Raw genomic sequence first — 12,614 nt, forward strand, 5'->3', positions numbered from 1 at the left:
TCATTGGCACTCAACTGGGGCTTTGACTATTCTACTGTTTTACTTCTGCTGCATTATTAATGCTTACCTTTGTTATCAGACTTATCCTTATTACCGTTATGATCCTTGCCATTCTTGTCGTCCTTATTATTCTTATTCCCGTTATTGTTCTTGTTGTTCTTCTTAGCATCGTACTCTACGTTAACGGACTTGGTAATGTTATTCCCTTCAAGGTCTACCGCTTCAATAACAAACGTATTTTGCCCCTGAACAAGTGTGAACTTCTCGTTGAACTTCCTGTTCTTAACCTTTGCTATTACGACCTTGTTATTGTGTTTGATCGTTATACTATCGTTCTTTACATCCTCACTAACAGTACCCGAAAGAACATAGTTTTTATTATTCACCTTGTTATTATTAGTAGTAAGATTAATTACCAGAGATTCTGTATCTTGCTTAATATCTCCGATAACAATTCCAAGACCATTCGTTGCTACATATACACGACCGTACACTCTTTGATCACCCGTAATGGCAGCATTTGCTGAACCAAATTGATTCTTATCATCATTAATTCTTACCCATGATGCACCTGCATCATCGGAACGATATATGCCATATTTATTATTAATCTTGGCATATGAGTAGAGTGACATATAGTCCTTACCTGGTGCAGCTTTACCGAATCCGATAGTAGCTGCTTCTTGAACATTATTTAATTTAGTAAAGGTCGCTCCAGAATCAGTGGAATGCCACAACCCGAAAGAATTCTCAGGATGTGAGTTGTCCATAGCAGCCCCGATCCAGATATCCCCTTCCTTACCATGCAAAGCTTTGAAATTACTGGACAACGTTGTTGGTAAGCCTTTGACATTAGAGGCATAGAACGTCGCACCTCCATCTGTACTTACATAGAACGTGCCATTTGAGAATCCATAGAATTTCTTAGCATTCACCCGATCAGCAGATACTCTCGCCTTCTCAGGAATGCCTCTGGAAGCTATCCACGTTGCACCAAGATCAGTTGAATAGCTTACTGGTCTTGATAATTTGTCAGAGGAACTTGATGGACTCCACACAATAGTCTTACCATCGGCTCCAACAGCCACATGCCCACCTTGGGTTGTATCACCTTCGAGCGGTACCCATGCGTTATTCGCTGGTCTCCAAGTTACACCATTGTCTGTGGATACTCCCATTCTTGCACCGATACCATCTGCATTCCCTACGCGAACAACGATATTAGGGTTATATTCTGCATAATCCAGATCTGTACTTGTTCCAATTGTTGGGTTCGTAATCATTGTTGGTGCCTTGGTCAGATCCGCATGACGGAATCCCCCAATATCACCCATAGAACTGATAAGTGAGGCTCCTGATGGAGGACTAATTAAACCTAGAACTGCAGTCTCTTCAATCCCATCAGCTTGCACTGAAATATTCACCATCGAACCTCTATCGAGTGCTGTCATGTTACTAGAGCCAAATAATGTTGCCCCAGTTCCATACAATATTCGGTCGGAATTGAATGGATCAATCTCAAGATCTCCGATCATCCATCCTAATTTAGGATTCTGTTCAGGGAGATTCTTCTTCTCACCCCAATCAAGCCATGGAGCTAAGGAATAATCCAGAGTATATTGATTATTGCGAACTGGATCTTTCGAGTAATCTAGTGTCCAAAGCGATTTCCACGTTAAGCCACCATCCGTACTACGATAAATAAATTCATCTGGCCACCATTTATTCATCGTTGCCACCATAATAATATCTGGATTCTGCGCATCCACTGCTAATCCACCATAAGGATTATCGGTATTTCCTGTTGGACTAATATCCGTCCATACACCGTTTACCGAATTAAATTTCCACAGGGATCCGCTTCCACCATTATAAGGGCCAACCTCTTGTGCATAACTAACGAATAACTGACCTTTTGAGGATAATACACCATGATGTGGCAAGTATCCTTGTCTAGGTTGATTAGGAACTGCTGCCCACGTCTGTCCTCCATCTGTACTTCTATAAATACTTTGATTCGTATCTGCTACACCTACATAGATCGTTTGCGTTGTCTTCCCACGGGAACCAGTAGAAGGATCAAATGTTACCCATACAACACCAAGATCATCACTATAATAATCCTTCACATTACCAACAGAAGGGAAATTCTTTACCTGATTCCAGGTCTCTCCGTAGTCTGTACTTTTCCAAAGACCATTCCCGCTTCGCGTACCTAAATACAAAATTTTATTATTATTCGGATCAATAGCTAGTCTTTCACCCATTGAACGACCTGGCATATTTCCGCCTAATTTAAAAGGCAATTCCGTTCTCTCGAATGAATTCCCCTTATCCGTTGATCTTAATATCACACCATTCATTGTCGTCCAGTCGTTAGTATACGTCCCTGAAGCGATGTATAGACGATTCGTATCCACTGGATCTGTAGCCATGCTCTCCACACCTAGCATGTTCCACTCATCAAAGCTTACAAAATTCATTAATTGCGTCCAAGACTTCGTTGTCGCGTTCCAACGATAGGCACCGCCCATATCTGTACGTGCGTATACGAGATCCTTTTCTTTCTGATTATAGATAATTCCAGGTATAAACCCTCCACCTACAACTTTAGCTCTTCCCCATTCATAGGATGAAATATTCTTTGGGGTATTGATCGAATTTTCTTGACTCGATTTCCCTTTATTAGATGCTTCCACTTGATTATAACCAGTACCAAAGACGGGTATAACCAACGTAGCAACTAAACATAGACTTAGTACCTTTTTGAACATTTACTTACCTCCCGATAAATTGTTATTGTCCACTAAACTAGCAGGGTAGCATTGCACTCTTCTTAGACAAGCAGAAACGGCTATGCCGTCCTCTTTCAAGGAGTTTATCCTTCCGATGTTAGCGATACTTCGTATCACTTTATGGTATCCGTCTCTGCCGAAATATAAGAAATAGAGTATCAAGAATCAATTTCATAATTACGCAAATCGATTTAGATGCATCGGCGATTATGAAATTGATTCGAGTGTAACTTTTACTTTCTTATATTTTAAAAAGCGTTTTAGCCCTCCTTTAAATAAATATGTAAACGATTTCAATTCATTCGTGTTCATGATTATAGCAACAACAATTTCGGATAACAACGACATAAAGACCCATGACTAATGTCTTGGGTGCTTGTCGATTTCTAGCATATCACTCGTATATATTTTATCTATTGAGATACGTTTTCTATCTATAGAACTAGTTAATAGTATATTTTCAAAAATGAAGTGCCCTTATCATGATATGATTAAGGTGTATTTCAGTAAGCATTCAGCCAAATTTCAGAATGAAAGTGGATAATAAGATGAAGAGAAAGATCTCCCGTAGAGAAGGTGACAATATGAGTGCAGTCAAAGGAATAAGAATCATGCTTGTTGATGATGAACCACATATATTACAATTCCTAGAAATCGGACTAGTTAATGAAGGATATGAAGTAATAACCGCTCTAGATGGGATGAGTGCTGTCACATTAGCCCAAGACTTCCAACCCCATGTTGTTATACTAGATGTCATGATGCCAGGCGTTGATGGATTTGAGGCTTGTCGAATGATTAAGAAGATTGGCTTCAATGTAGCGATCATAATGCTCACTGCAAAAGATGATGTTGAGGATCGTGTCAAAGGACTCACGTTAGGTGCAGACGACTACATGGTCAAGCCATTCAGCTTCGATGAGTTATTAGCACGAATTCAAGCACGACTACGCAATCAATTCCCAAGCTTATTGGGTGAAGTCACTTATGGCCCTTTCCAGATTGATGATCGAAGAAAGGAAATTATATATGAACAAAAAGTCCTCGAGCTTTCACCCACAGAATATGAACTTCTAAAGTTCATGGTTCTTAACCATGGTATTGTACTCAGTAAAACAAAAATTCTGGATACTGTATGGAGTTATGACTTTGGAGGAGAGGATAACATCGTTGAAGTATATATCCGTTCTCTCCGTGAGAAATTGAACGATAAGGGGCATCAGCTTATTCGTACCTTTAGAGGTTCCGGTTATCGGATTGATCTACCATGATTAAGGTCAAGTTAGACCGAATGAAACATGTTCTTGCCCCTCGTTCCCTGAGATTCCAGTTACTAACCCGTTCTTTATTAATTATGGCCGTACTTCTACTACTAGTTGGACTTCTACAATTTATCGTAATGAAAAATTTTATCTACCGAACGCAAGCAGCAACCATGGAGTCACAGATACAGTCTATTCCACGGAATTTGTTATTACAGAGGGGATCTGAGCAATTTCCTGATCGAGACGACCTAAATCATATGCCTCCCTTCAATCGTCCTGGAGAGAATGCTCTACTATTCATGCCAGATAAATCACTAGCTTGGATAAGCTATGACGGTGTATATACAGACATTTCAGGAGGTAACAATAATATTGCCCCAATGCTCACAGTAGATGAATACAAATCTATCCTAGATAGTTCCACCCATACTCAAGAAGTTACCTATCAGATTGTTCAGGATTCCAACGGTATAGATCAATTAGTTATATTCAGACCGATCGGTCCACCTAATGATCCTGATGGTCTTCTACAAATGGGTATGAACGTAGCACCTTTACAAGATCAAGTAATTCATCAGCTACTCATATTTGTCAGCTTATCGGCCATAGCCTTAGTTGCTGGTGCTGCTCTGTATTTGCCAGTTCTCCTTCGCACACTAGATCCTTTATCTAATATCGTAAAGGCAGTCGAACAGATTGATGTGAATAATTTAGCTGAACGTTTCCCCGTCCACAAAGGTCAAGAGGAAATTGAAAGATTATCTATTTCATTTAATGGAATGTTAAAACGATTGGAGATTTCATTCGAAGCCGAGAAAGAAGCACGAGAACAAATGAGGCGCTTCATAGCAGATGCCTCACATGAGCTCAGAACACCTCTTACATCTATCCATGGATTCTTGGAGGTACTACTTCGTGGAGCTGCTGCTAATCCAGAACAGCTCAAGAGTGCATTAAATAGTATGCATGGCGAGTCCAGACGCGTAAATAAATTAGTAGAGGATCTACTCTTATTAGCAAAAATGGACCGTTCACCCCAGCTACAATTAACAGAAAAAATTACATTGGATGAGCTTATAAGAGAAATGGATCCACAGCTTGTGATTCTTGCTGGTGATCGTAATATCACTATGGATTTATCCCATGGCATTAAGGGAGTCTATGATCCGGATAAAATAAAACAAGTCATTCTTAATTTATTTCAGAATGCCGTTCAACATACTGACCCGGAATCTGGGGAGATCATGATCTATCTGATCGCAGATGGCGACAAAGCTAAGCTTACGGTAAAAGATAATGGTCCCGGCGTTCGCGAAGAACACGCCATACATGTCTTCGATCGATTCTATCGCAGTGACACATCACGAACACGTAAAAATGGTGGAGCTGGTCTAGGTTTATCTATTTCTAAGTCTATTGTCGAAGCGCACGGTGGAACCATTCGTGTAGAAAGTCAGCTAGAGAAGGGCGCATCTTTTATAGTAGAACTTCCCACTTCAACTCGTCACGCTTTAACTTAAATGATGAACTTTTATTTCAGATCCTAAAAAACAAGCCTTGGAATTGATCCAAGGCTTGTTTCGGCTTAATAAGAACTATAAAATTCCACTGAAGTATATTAATCGAATTTAATCAGATGAGATTTTGCTGATAATGCATTCACAGTAGCTATCCCACCATTTGACTTAGAAAGGATATATACATAATAGCCATTTGGACTTGAAAGAGTCACCTGATTAACATCTTTAGAATCCTTGTTTATAACTAGGCTAGGTGCATCATTCAAGCGAATTACTTCGTAGACTGCACCAGTCACGGTACTGTAACTGTTGGCTTCAGTCAATGTAAAAGGTTGAGAGGCAGGTACAATCATTACTTCGTAATAAGAAATACCTCTTTCATTTGGCTTCGTAAAGTTGACCGTCCACGTATCATTCGCAGTCTTCGTTGCAGTAACATTAGTAGCCGCTGCAACTGCTGGTACTTTCAATACTATTTCTGCAGATGAAGAAGATAGCACATTCACTGAACTATATCTTGAATCTGCAACGGTAAGTACAAATACTTTATAATTAACATCATTTTTTATTGTTGCGCCATCTACATCCCTTGCTGTTGTCGCAAGGATTTGACTAATATTATTTCCTGTCTTAGCAACATAGGTGTAGTTAGAGCTAGATACCGCATTGGCCTTAGCCAAAGTAAAACTACTCGCATTCGCTGATTTAACTACCATAATTCTATATTGATTAACATACGATTCATTACTTACTCGATTGAAAGTCACTCGTAAATCACGTCCATCATTATTATCGCCTATATCCGTAACACCAATATTGGTTACAGCGCCAACACTAAGATTACCCGACAATATAATCTCAGATGAGTAGGAGGATAACGCATAACTTCCTGCATAACTTCCACTTCCAACAGACAGGATAAATACTCGGTAACTTACCCCATGCTGAATGATCGCCCCATCTACATCTCTTGCTGAAGATCCAAGAATTTGACTAATATTATATCCCGTCTTTGCTACATAAGTATAGTTAGAACTAGATACTTGATTAGCTTTCGATAAGGTGAAGTTACTAGCATTACCTGTCTTCACTACCATAATTCGATAATGGCCTAGGTTCGTTTCATCACTAGTACGACTAAATGTGACTTGTAAATCACGCCCGTCATTATAATTATTCACATCGCTTACTAGTAGGTTAGAGATACCATTAATACCCGTGTTATTCGATAACGTAATTGCAGATGAATAAGAGGACAATACATTACTTCTTGCATAACTCCCACTACCAACGGATAAGACAAATACTCGATAAATTACCCCATTCTTAATGATCGCTCCATCTACATCTCTTGCTGAAGACCCAAGAATTTGACTAATATTGTTACCCGTCTTAGCTACAGAAGTATAGTAAGCACTAGATATTGAATTTGCTCTATTAAGATCGAAATAACTCGCATTATTTGCTTTGACTACAAATATGCGATAAGAACCTATCTTCGATTCATCTGACATTTTATTAAAACTCACCTGGAGATCGCGTCCGTCACCATGATTACTCACATCACTAGCAACCAGATTGCTAACTGCTGCTACAGAGCCACTTCCGGATAACGTCACTGCCGGGGAAGCATTAGAAAGTAGACCTTGGTTATTTCCTTCACCTACACTCATTACATATACAACATAAGATTGATTTCCTGTAATTAATGCTCCATTCACATCTTTTGCTTGAGATGATAACGTAACCGTTATATCCCTCCCTTGGACCGGTACAGATGTATAATTCACATTAGACAATGCTGTGGCTGGATTGAAATTTGAAGACAATGCCGATTTCACAACCAGTATCCGATAATGACTCACTCCTGATTCATTTACGAGCTTAGGGAAACTGACTTGCAGATCACTACCATTACCATTTTGACTAATTACTTTTGCATTAACATACGAAACAGCTTTGAGTGCTGTTGATGTAGTAATAGTCACTTTTTTAGTCGAGGAATTCCAAACTACATCTTCACCTAGTGCTTCACTTACGAACCGGACAGGTACCAGAATTCTTCCTTTAATACTTTGAACAGGAACATCTAATGTTACCGTTTTATTATTAATTGTTGCTGTTTTGGCACCTAATTTTAGAATGATTGTATTACCGCCTCTAGTTGCTGTTACAACCTTCGTCTTTTGATTCCAATTCACATTCGCACCTAGACCTTCAAAGATCGCCCGTAATGGTAAAAGTGTACGGTTGGAGACTATAACTGGAGCCTGATCAGTTGATACTTTGTTACCATTAATATAAATACTAATTGGTGTTGCCGCATCTACTTGTGACTGTAACGCTAAAGAACTCACAAGTATGCAAATCATAATCATGGACATGAACCTCTTCAATTGTATTACCTCCCTGTGGAATCTACATTAACATTGACCTACTATTATTGACGTTCTAGAAAGGAAAATGTTTCCGTTAATTCGAATTATATTATTTTTGGTTCTCATGCTAAATCAATTATGTAATTATATCCATTCTATATCATTAAATCTGTTCATCAAGCCTATCACTGATAAATTTTTGATCTTATTAACGTCCTCAGAAAGAGACTATCTCCGCAATAGAACATATGTTCGTATAAATTGATAAAAAAAAGAAATGATTCATTTTGTATCGTTCTTTAAGAAGACACCTCTGTTGGTGTCTTATCCTACTCGAGCGATGGAGATTCGTTATGCTTTTTTCATAATTTGTTCAATTTCACTTTTGAGCAAAAGATATCTATGGGTACTTCTCATAATTGGAACTTTATTAAGTTTATTCTTCTCCACGTAGACTTTCATTTGATCTTTCGTCAGACCTAAGTAGTTCCCAGCTTCTGTAACAGTTAATACAGCTTCGTTGCTAGTCGCATTAAAAGTTTTCTTAACCTTCTGGTTCCAATCTTCAAATTCTTGCATGCCCTCTCATCTACCTTTCTTGTTACTCAATCAATAATCTTCACTAGTCCGATATATTCATTATACCATGATCCGACAACCTTGTGTGGACTTATGTATCCCAATGTGCTTCTTTGATATAGAGTATCAAGTGAAACTCATACTTTCTTATATTTTAACAAATGACAATAAGACCACCAATCATAGAGATTGGTGGTCTTATTAGTCTCATACATTAGAATAAATCACTTAGTACATCAAGAACTGAGTTCTTCTTTTTCTTATGTTTGTGATTTTTATAATCTGATGAGTTTCTATCGTCATATTTTCTATTGTCATTATACCCGTCAGTATTCTCATCACGATACAAATCATTATATTCTTGACGTACTTCACGTACTCCTGTCATTAGTCTGTCTAGTTCCCCTCGATCCAGCCATACTCCCTTACAATCTGGACAAACATCTATATGGACACCGTTCTTATCCACTTCCCTCATTCTTACATCTTCACAAATTGGACATTTCATCTAATTGCCTCCTTACTTACATTTTAATATTATCTACTAATACGCAAAACAATACACTAAGTTCCAATCCATTGTTATACTTTATTTCATTTCTCTACTTGACTACCCCATATTGTTACACCAGTCTGAGATAATGCACTAAAAGTTAATACATATTTCTCTGCAGATGAATCCCACTGACGTGATACTACTCCATTATAAGTTACATCGTCCAATATCAATTTAATCCCAGTATCACTGGTAGATTCCCATTCTCCGCGTACATCACCGGATATCTTGCCTTTCCTTTTGAGTTTTATTGAACCAGATTCTTTGATCTCAGCAGAAATATCCTTGCCATGATTGATTAATTTATATTCTCCCGAAATATCCTCTATATCAAACTTTGCCTGTTCAACTATATCTCCTGCATATCGGTATGGAGCTACAACCGGCCAACCTTCTGAATTCATATACATCTCATGGACGCGAATTTCATGATTTTCACCCCGGTTAGGAAACCGTGTATGGAAAATCAAAAAGTACTTACCTGTATTTTCATCATAGTACGCTGAATTATGTCCTGGAGATACATATCCTGTACCCTCCGTTACATCATCAATATCTCCATTTAGACTATTAAACAGATAGTTTCCCATGATCTTCACACCATAAGGCTCAATAGATAGATCATCAAATAATGGTTTACTAGGATCTGCTTTCACTTCAATCATATCAATATTCTCTGCATCATAGAACGGTCCATCTGGATTCTCGGAACGAGCTACACGTATGTTATATGCACCACTGGCATCAAGACCACCGAAGGATAGGAATAAATAATAATAATCTGTCTCTGGACTATATAACATATAAGGTCCTTCGATTCGACTGTGGTTTCCACCTATCAACAACTTACCATAACCTTGATCTGGCAAAGGTATTCCTGTTGATGGGTCCATTTGCATGATAAAGATTCCACCAGAATAAGAGCCATAGACCATCCATAAGTTATTATTGTTATCATAAAAAACATCAGGGTCGACTACATTCGGATGGACTAGAGCATCGTAGATAATCCCATCTTCACTGGGCTCGCCCCACATTCCTGATTTCAGGAAAATTCCTTTATCTTCATAAGGACCTTCTACTTGATCGGCTACTGCTAATCCCATTGCAGATCTCGGAGAATCTCCTTTACATGCATTATAGTACATATAGAACTTGCCATCAGCAAGCTGTATAACATCTGGTGCCCATAATGTGTTAGATTGAGCCCACTCTAATGTCTCTTTCAGTTCTTCTTTCACATTTGTAAACAATATATTACTACTATTAACTCCAGAAGCAATAGTTTCCCAGTTCAACAAATCCTTAGTCTTAGCAGCTCCTAGATGCGAACCAAATACATAATAAGAGTCATCCACCTTAATTACGGAAGGATCATGTACAGAAGCGTTTGTAAACATAGGCACTTCCTCCGTTATTGTATTCTTAACCTCATTACTGCTACACCCTGCTAGAACAAAGCTCACTAGAAATAGAATACACATGGCAAGTCCCATACTAGCTTTTCTATAAATCTTATTATTCATTTACTAAACCCTCCCAAAATTAATACGCTTACAAAATATCACTCTAAAAACCGTTCGTTATAATAATAAATATATTAATATATAAATGTATTTATAAATAATATCATTATTTCTTCTCACAAATCAATCTTCAATCATTTTAAATATATCAACTTCATATCTTAGCGATAATTATCCCACATTACCTCACAAGCGGAGACGGCTATACCGTCCTTTTGCAAGGAGTTTATCCTTCCGATGTTAGCGATACTTCGTATCACTTTAGGGCATCCGTTTCTGCCGAAATATTAGATATAGAGTATCAAGAATCAATTTCATAATTACGCAAACCGATTTAGATACATCGACGATTATGAAATTGATTCAAGTGAGACTTATACCTCCTTATAATAAAAAAAGAGCCCTAGATCAATATCTAGAAGCCCCATTTGTAATATTCACTTAAACTCTGTCTTTATTGTGTAATAATGAAGCGGGTGATGGGAATCGAACCCACGCTATCAGCTTGGAAGGCTGAAGTTCTACCATTGAACTACACCCGCATATATAAAATTGAAGTATCGGGACGACACGATTTGAACATGCGACCCCCTGGTCCCAAACCAGGTGCTCTACCAAGCTGAGCTACGTCCCGAAGTGATAATGGTGCGCCCTAAGAGATTCGAACTCCTGGCCTTTTGATTCGTAGTCAAACGCTCTATCCAGCTGAGCTAAGGGCGCGAACTACAGGAATGGAGCGGACGACGGGAATCGAACCCGCGACCCTCGCCTTGGCAAGGCGATGCTCTACCGCTGAGCCACGTCCGCAAGTATGTGGTGCGCGTGGAGGGACTTGAACCCCCACGTCATAGACGCTAGATCCTAAGTCTAGTGCGTCTGCCAATTCCGCCACACGCGCATAATTACTAGAAATGATGGGCCATGAAGGGCTCGAACCTTCGACACCCTGATTAAGAGTCAGGTGCTCTACCAACTGAGCTAATGGCCCGCGAAATGGCTGGGGATATAGGATTCGAACCTATGATGACGGAGTCAGAGTCCGTTGCCTTACCACTTGGCGAATCCCCAATACCTTATTTATATTTTCCATATAAAACTATGGTGCCGGCGAGAGGACTTGAACCCCCAACCTACTGATTACAAGTCAGTTGCTCTACCAGTTGAGCTACACCGGCGCACCAATCAACTATCCAACAACTTAATGGTGGCTCGAAACGGAATCGAACCGCTGACACGAGGATTTTCAGTCCTCTGCTCTACCGACTGAGCTACCGAGCCAAGCCATAAATAGAATTAATTTATATCATGGTGGAGGCTGAGGGGATCGAACCCCCGACCCTCTGCTTGTAAGGCAGATGCTCTCCCAGCTGAGCTAAGCCTCCGTATATAATTATAATGGTGACCCGTAGGGGACTCGAACCCCTGTTACCTCCGTGAAAGGGAGGTGTCTTAACCACTTGACCAACGGGCCTTATAAACATTCTGTTCCCATAACTAAAAATCTATCAATCTAACTATTAGGAATTATGGTGGAGCCAAGCGGGATCGAACCGCTGACCTCCTGCTTGCAAGGCAGGCGCTCTCCCAGCTGAGCTATGGCCCCATAAAAGAAACTACTAGGAAACTACCAAATTATTATGGTGGGCCCTGGTGGACTCGAACCACCGACCTCACCCTTATCAGAGGTGCGCTCTAACCAACTGAGCTAAGGGCCCGCATTTATAATATGTATAAAAAGAAGGAAAAAACCACAATTTATGTGGTTCTTGCGCTTGGCGACGTCCTACTCTCCCAGGACCCTGCGGTCCAAGTACCATCGGCGCTAGAGGGCTTAACGGTCGTGTTCGGGATGGGTACGTGTGGAACCCCTCCGCTATCGCCACCAAACGTGCATTTGTTTCACAAATGCTATTATTCAGGTATCAGCATAGCCATATGCCGTTAATCAAGTCTTCTTAACTTGGCCACTTGGACCACATTAAGTTAAATTGATCA

Annotated in this window: 7 protein-coding genes, 13 tRNA genes and 1 rRNA gene; 2 read left to right on the plus strand and 19 right to left on the minus strand. The window is 39.6% G+C overall.

Annotated elements, in window-relative coordinates:
- Window positions 1–56 precede the first annotated feature (56 nt).
- Window positions 57–2,774: a WD40/YVTN/BNR-like repeat-containing protein gene (locus LPB68_RS10330; RefSeq protein ID WP_068660144.1), complete on the minus strand. Its 2,718-nt coding sequence runs from the start codon at window positions 2,772–2,774 to the stop codon at window positions 57–59.
- 605 nt (window positions 2,775–3,379) lie between these two features.
- Here LPB68_RS10330 and LPB68_RS10335 point away from each other — a divergent pair.
- Together LPB68_RS10335 and LPB68_RS10340 are read left to right on the plus strand one after the other, a co-directional pair.
- Complete coding sequence (locus LPB68_RS10335; protein WP_068660187.1) at window positions 3,380–4,066, plus strand: response regulator transcription factor; 687 nt, start codon at window positions 3,380–3,382, stop codon at window positions 4,064–4,066.
- Window positions 4,063–5,580, plus strand: a complete 1,518-nt coding sequence (locus LPB68_RS10340; RefSeq protein ID WP_068660146.1) for a sensor histidine kinase — start codon at window positions 4,063–4,065, stop codon at window positions 5,578–5,580. The genes LPB68_RS10335 and LPB68_RS10340 overlap by 4 nt, the downstream gene beginning before the upstream one ends.
- A 98-nt stretch (window positions 5,581–5,678) precedes the next feature.
- On the opposite strand, the gene LPB68_RS10345 is transcribed toward LPB68_RS10340, so the two are convergent.
- The 18 genes from LPB68_RS10345 to rrf all read right to left on the minus strand — a co-directional run bounded on the left by LPB68_RS10345 (window position 5,679) and on the right by rrf (window position 12,506).
- A complete protein-coding gene (locus LPB68_RS10345; RefSeq protein ID WP_082865782.1) occupies window positions 5,679–7,976 on the minus strand; it encodes a stalk domain-containing protein in 2,298 nt (765 codons plus the stop codon).
- 333 nt (window positions 7,977–8,309) lie between these two features.
- Entirely contained in the window at window positions 8,310–8,537 is a 228-nt protein-coding gene (locus tag LPB68_RS10350) for a MerR family transcriptional regulator (protein ID WP_068660150.1), read from the minus strand.
- Between the two features lie 214 nt (window positions 8,538–8,751).
- Window positions 8,752–9,045 (minus strand): TFIIB-type zinc ribbon-containing protein, encoded by a 294-nt coding sequence (locus tag LPB68_RS10355; RefSeq protein WP_068660152.1) that lies wholly within the window; start codon window positions 9,043–9,045, stop codon window positions 8,752–8,754.
- 86 nt (window positions 9,046–9,131) lie between these two features.
- A complete protein-coding gene (locus LPB68_RS10360; protein WP_269466229.1) occupies window positions 9,132–10,619 on the minus strand; it encodes an arabinan endo-1,5-alpha-L-arabinosidase AbnB in 1,488 nt (495 codons plus the stop codon).
- 471 nt (window positions 10,620–11,090) lie between these two features.
- Window positions 11,091–11,161 (minus strand) — tRNA-Gly (locus LPB68_RS10365).
- Window positions 11,162–11,179: 18 nt separating this feature from the next.
- Window positions 11,180–11,253: transfer RNA gene (locus LPB68_RS10370), tRNA-Pro, on the minus strand.
- A 9-nt stretch (window positions 11,254–11,262) separates the two neighbouring features.
- Window positions 11,263–11,339, minus strand: a tRNA-Arg gene (locus LPB68_RS10375).
- A 12-nt stretch (window positions 11,340–11,351) separates the two neighbouring features.
- Window positions 11,352–11,426 (minus strand) — tRNA-Gly (locus LPB68_RS10380).
- A 7-nt stretch (window positions 11,427–11,433) separates the two neighbouring features.
- Window positions 11,434–11,517: transfer RNA gene (locus tag LPB68_RS10385), tRNA-Leu, on the minus strand.
- 17 nt (window positions 11,518–11,534) lie between these two features.
- A tRNA-Lys gene (locus LPB68_RS10390) sits at window positions 11,535–11,607 on the minus strand.
- 6 nt (window positions 11,608–11,613) lie between these two features.
- A tRNA-Gln gene (locus LPB68_RS10395) sits at window positions 11,614–11,687 on the minus strand.
- A gap of 31 nt (window positions 11,688–11,718) precedes the next feature.
- Window positions 11,719–11,794, minus strand: a tRNA-Thr gene (locus LPB68_RS10400).
- Window positions 11,795–11,821: 27 nt separating this feature from the next.
- Window positions 11,822–11,897: transfer RNA gene (locus LPB68_RS10405), tRNA-Phe, on the minus strand.
- Window positions 11,898–11,925: 28 nt separating this feature from the next.
- Window positions 11,926–12,001 (minus strand) — tRNA-Val (locus tag LPB68_RS10410).
- 14 nt (window positions 12,002–12,015) lie between these two features.
- Window positions 12,016–12,090 (minus strand) — tRNA-Glu (locus LPB68_RS10415).
- Between the two features lie 56 nt (window positions 12,091–12,146).
- Window positions 12,147–12,222 (minus strand) — tRNA-Ala (locus LPB68_RS10420).
- A 35-nt stretch (window positions 12,223–12,257) separates the two neighbouring features.
- A tRNA-Ile gene (locus tag LPB68_RS10425) sits at window positions 12,258–12,334 on the minus strand.
- A gap of 55 nt (window positions 12,335–12,389) precedes the next feature.
- Window positions 12,390–12,506: ribosomal RNA gene (gene rrf, locus LPB68_RS10430) — 5S ribosomal RNA — on the minus strand.
- Window positions 12,507–12,614 lie beyond the last annotated feature (108 nt).

Origin of the sequence: Paenibacillus crassostreae, assembly GCF_001857945.1 — a bacterium.
GTDB lineage: Bacteria > Bacillota > Bacilli > Paenibacillales > Paenibacillaceae > Paenibacillus_AQ > Paenibacillus_AQ crassostreae.

Excerpts from the sequence above, each read along its gene's own strand:
- LPB68_RS10330 (WP_068660144.1), bottom strand. The coding sequence starts at position 2,774 with ATGTTCAAAAAGGTACTAAGTCTATGTTTAGTTGCTACGTTGGTTATA.
- LPB68_RS10335 (WP_068660187.1), top strand. The coding sequence starts at position 3,380 with ATGAGTGCAGTCAAAGGAATAAGAATCATGCTTGTTGATGATGAACCA.
- LPB68_RS10340 (WP_068660146.1), top strand. The coding sequence starts at position 4,063 with ATGATTAAGGTCAAGTTAGACCGAATGAAACATGTTCTTGCCCCTCGT.
- LPB68_RS10350 (WP_068660150.1), bottom strand. The coding sequence starts at position 8,537 with ATGCAAGAATTTGAAGATTGGAACCAGAAGGTTAAGAAAACTTTTAAT.
- LPB68_RS10355 (WP_068660152.1), bottom strand. The coding sequence starts at position 9,045 with ATGAAATGTCCAATTTGTGAAGATGTAAGAATGAGGGAAGTGGATAAG.
- LPB68_RS10360 (WP_269466229.1), bottom strand. The coding sequence starts at position 10,619 with ATGAATAATAAGATTTATAGAAAAGCTAGTATGGGACTTGCCATGTGT.